We start from the raw sequence: 4030 nt of genomic DNA, 5'->3' as shown, positions 1-4030 counted from the left end.
GGCGGGAAGTCAGGCCGCGTACACCGACATTGAGGGAAATATCGCTGCCACCGGTGCCGTTGGCTTCCTGCACCTGTACGCCGGGGATACGACGCAGCACGTCACCCACGTTCATGGCGCCCTGCTCCACCATGGCTTCGCGACGCACCACCGTGCGTGCGCCCGGATGGTTCTGCACGACTTCAGCGTTGGCATCCCCCAGCCAGTCGCCAACCACCTTGATATCGGTGACCCCCAACTCAACCGGCGAACCGGCTTCACCCGTGCCGCTGCTCACTGGGCGCAAGGTCACGGAACCGGCGTCAATCTGGTAATCCAGACCACTGCCTTGCAACAATTGGCGCAGGGCTTGTTCCGGCGAAAGATTACCGTCAACCGCTGGTGCTTGTTTGCCCGCGACCATGTCGGGGCTGAAGAAGACTTGCAGGGACGTCTGCTGACCCAGTTGGCTCAGCGCCGCGCCCAGCGATTGGGCGCGTATGTGGATACCCTCGGCAGCATAGGCCGCAGGGAGCGCGGCGCTGACCGCAAGCGCCAGGGCGAGCGGCGCCCAGCAGGAAATTTTATTGTTGTTCACGGCAAGTTTTTTCACGTCGAACCTAGTCCTGTGATCGCAAAAGTGTGCGGCTGTTAATGCAAACCAGTTGCAGTTGCACAAGAAGACGAAGAACTCGGAAAAAACCTGAATCTCAGCGCGAAATAATTTCCTGGCTACCGTCGGGCAAAGCGCGCACCGCCACGGGCAGGATGTGCGGCAAGGCTTTGAGCAAGGCGTCGGTGTCGCTGGACTTGAACACGCTGGTCAAGCGCAGGTTGCCCACCGCAGCGGTACTGACCCGTAAAGGCCGCTCGCGGTAGCGCGATACTTCTCGCGCCACCTCGCCCAGCGTGGCGTTGTTGAACACCAGTTTCCCGCTGCGCCAGGCCGTCAATTCATCGGGATTAACCCCATAGGCAGCGACGACTTGCCCTTGGGAATCAATATGGGTGCCGCGACCCGCCGTCAGCGTTACGACCTGATCCGAAGCGCGCCCTTTCACCTTGACCGTGCCGGCCTCGACCACTACGCGGGTCTGATCGTCATCACGGCGTACATCGAAACGTGTGCCGGTGACCGTCACCTGCCCTGCCCCGGCAGCCACCACAAACGGGCGGCTGGTGTCATGCTCAACGCTGAACATGGCCTCGCCCTGTTTGATTTCCACACCGCGCCGGCCCTTTTCATAGTGCACCGCGACCACACTGCGGCTGTTCAGGTCCATCAGCGAACCGTCGGGCAGAGCCACCTGGCGATGCTCGCCCAAGCGCGTGCTGAACTCGGCACTGTAGGGCTTGGGATGCTCAAGCCCGCTGAACAGGCCCAACCCCAAAGCGACTGCCACCACCGTCGCAGCCACCGCGTAACGCAAGACCGCGTGACGCTTGGGACGCTCGACCGGGGCATCACACAACGCCTGCAGGCGCATCTTGGGCAACAGGTCCGTGGCGCTCCACAACCCTTGCAACACATCGAATTCGTATTGGTGCTCAGGCCGCAGGGCACGCCATGCGTCGAAACGCTGGCGCTCTTCGCTGCTCAGTTCAGCGTCTTGCAGGCGTACGAACCACTGCGCGGCTTCGTCGCGCGCACGGCTATCCATCATGGAAGGTCCTGTTTCAAAACGGGTCATGGGGCCATCGCATCCAAGCGGTCACGCAGATGCCGCAGGGTGCGGATCATATACTTTTCCACCATGTTTTTAGACAGTCCCAGGCGTTCGGCGATTTCCTGCTGGGTCAGGCCCTCGATTTTCTGCCAGATGAAAACCTTGCGGCAGTTGAGCGGCAGCTCAGCCAAGGCCAGCTCGACCGAGTGCGCTAACTGGATCGCGTGCATGTAATGCTCCGGGTCGCCTTGATGGGGCGAGCGCTGATCAAACGCTTCCAGGGTCAGGGCCTCGCGGCGGTCTTCGCGGCGATAGGCGTCAACCGCAATATTGCGCGCCGTTTGATGCAAATAGGCGCGTGGCTGCTCAACTTCGGTGGAGCGCGACTCAAGCACTCGCACAAAGGTGTCGTGAGCCAGGTCTTCGGCCTGCTGACGGTTTCTCAGGCGACGAGTCCACGTGCCGATCAACTCTTCGTAGTGCTCGAAAAAGCCTGTTCTGCGGGGCGGCTGGGGAATCATCGCGTGAGCACTGGGAAGGCGGGCGTGAATAGTAATGCTTCCTATTAAGCGGGGCAATTGCTTCACAACGCCCTAGTTGAAAGCTGAACTTGTGCGACGCGACGCCGGTCCTCAGAAAGGACTCTCATAAAACGGTGGGTGGGCAATGGTTGACTTCAAGAATGAACCCCAAAGCGCCATTGATGCCCACGGCATCATTGGCGACATGCGCAGCGCCGCCCTGGTCAATGACAAAGGCAGCATCGACTTCTTCTGCTGGCCGGAGTTCGACAGCCCGTCGATCTTTTGTTCACTGCTCGACACTCCCGAGGCCGGTGTGTTCCAGCTCACCCCGGACTTGCCCAACGCCCGCCGCGAGCAAATTTACCTGCCCGATACCAACGTGCTGCAGACCCGTTGGCTGAGCGACGAAGCCGTGGTGGAGATCACCGATCTGATGACCGTCAGTGAAGAAGTCGACGACTTACCGCTGCTGATACGCCGGGTGCGTGTAGTCAGCGGCAAGGCGACCATTCACCTGCGCTGCGCCGTGCGCCATGACTATGCGCGTTCGGCAACACGCGCCAGCGCCAACCATGACAGCGTGCTGTTCACTGCCGACGGCCAGCCTGGCCTGCGCTTGGTTGGCAGCCAGCCGTTGACCCTCGAAGACCACTCTGCGATCGCCCGCTTTACCCTCGACCAGGAACAGAGCGCCGAATTCGTGCTGGGTGGCGCAGACGATCCACGTGTCACCCACCACTGCACCGACCTGTACCTGGAGCGCACCTTGAAGTTCTGGCGCGGCTGGATCGCCCAGTCCAATTACCGTGGGCGCTGGCGCGAGACGGTCAACCGCTCGGCCCTGGCATTGAAACTCCTGACCTCGCGCAAACACGGCGCAATCATCGCCGCCGCCACCTTCGGCCTGCCGGAAACACCTGGTGGCGAGCGCAACTGGGATTATCGCTACACCTGGATCCGCGACGCTTCGTTCACCGTCTACGCCTTCATGCGCCTGGGTTTTGTCGAGGAAGCCAACGCTTATATGCGCTGGCTCAAAGGTCGCGTGGGTGACTGTTGCGGGCAGCCGATGAAAATCAACATTCTCTACGGTATCGACGGTCGCCAGCAATTGCCGGAGGCCGAGTTGGATCACCTCAGCGGCCATGGCGGCGCCAAGCCGGTGCGCATCGGCAATGAAGCATTCGAGCAGATCCAGCTGGATATCTACGGCGAATTGATGGATGCGGTGTACCTGGTCAACAAATACGGCGAGGCCATTTCCCACGAAGGCTGGAAACATACGGTGGAGGTGGCCGATCAGGTCTGCGAAATCTGGAATCAGAAGGATGTCGGCATCTGGGAAATGCGCGGTGAGCAACATCACTTCCTGCATTCACGGCTAATGTGCTGGGTGGCGTTGGACCGCGCAATCCGCCTGGCCTCCAAACGTTCGCTGCCTGCCCCGTTTGCCCGCTGGGACCAGACCCGACAGGCAATTTACGCCGACATCTGGAGCAATTTCTGGAATGAAGAACGCGGGCATTTTGTGCAGCACATTGGCAGCACGGCACTGGACGGCTCAATGCTGTTGATGCCGCTGATGCGCTTCGTCGCCGCCACCGACCCACGTTGGTTATCGACCCTGGAAGCCATCCAGAAAAGCCTGGTGCGCGACGGCATGGTGTACCGCTATCGCAACGACGACAGCCAAATCGACGGCCTGCAAGGTACCGAAGGTGCGTTCGCTGCGTGTTCGTTCTGGTTAGTCGTATGCCTGGCCCGCGCGGGGCCGGTGGAAAAAGCCCAATTGGAGTTCGAACAATTGCTGCGGTTTGCCAAGCCGGTGGGCTTGTATGCCGTGGAGTTTGACAGCCAGGC

At 60.7% G+C, this 4030-nt stretch carries 4 protein-coding genes; 1 reads left to right on the top strand and 3 read right to left on the bottom strand.

The window, feature by feature from the left end:
- From ACRESD_RS23275 to ACRESD_RS23265, 3 genes are all read right to left on the bottom strand, one after another.
- On the bottom strand, nt 1-592 hold a 592-nt coding region (locus ACRESD_RS23275; protein ID WP_431753052.1), incomplete at its 3' end, for a secretin and TonB N-terminal domain-containing protein.
- A gap of 97 nt (nt 593-689) precedes the next feature.
- A complete protein-coding gene (locus ACRESD_RS23270) occupies nt 690-1643 on the bottom strand; it encodes a FecR family protein (protein ID WP_431753051.1) in 954 nt (317 codons plus the stop codon).
- A 23-nt stretch (nt 1644-1666) separates the two neighbouring features.
- The gene (locus ACRESD_RS23265; protein ID WP_431753050.1) at nt 1667-2167 is read right to left on the bottom strand and encodes a sigma-70 family RNA polymerase sigma factor; all 501 of its coding nucleotides are present in this window, start codon (nt 2165-2167) and stop codon (nt 1667-1669) included.
- A gap of 145 nt (nt 2168-2312) precedes the next feature.
- Between ACRESD_RS23265 and ACRESD_RS23260 the strand changes: the two genes are divergently transcribed.
- Nucleotides 2313-4030: glycoside hydrolase family 15 protein (locus ACRESD_RS23260; protein WP_431753049.1), on the top strand; the 1718-nt coding region annotated here is incomplete at its 3' end.

Origin of the sequence: Pseudomonas sp. (genome assembly GCF_050739995.1) — a bacterium.
Classification (GTDB): domain Bacteria; phylum Pseudomonadota; class Gammaproteobacteria; order Pseudomonadales; family Pseudomonadaceae; genus Aquipseudomonas.
This window is presented reverse-complemented; position numbering and strand designations above follow the sequence as displayed.

Bases quoted from the DNA above. Each gene is read 5' to 3' on its own strand.
- ACRESD_RS23265 (WP_431753050.1), bottom strand. From the start codon at position 2,167: ATGATTCCCCAGCCGCCCCGCAGAACAGGCTTTTTCGAGCACTACGAA.
- ACRESD_RS23270 (WP_431753051.1), bottom strand. From the start codon at position 1,643: ATGATGGATAGCCGTGCGCGCGACGAAGCCGCGCAGTGGTTCGTACGC.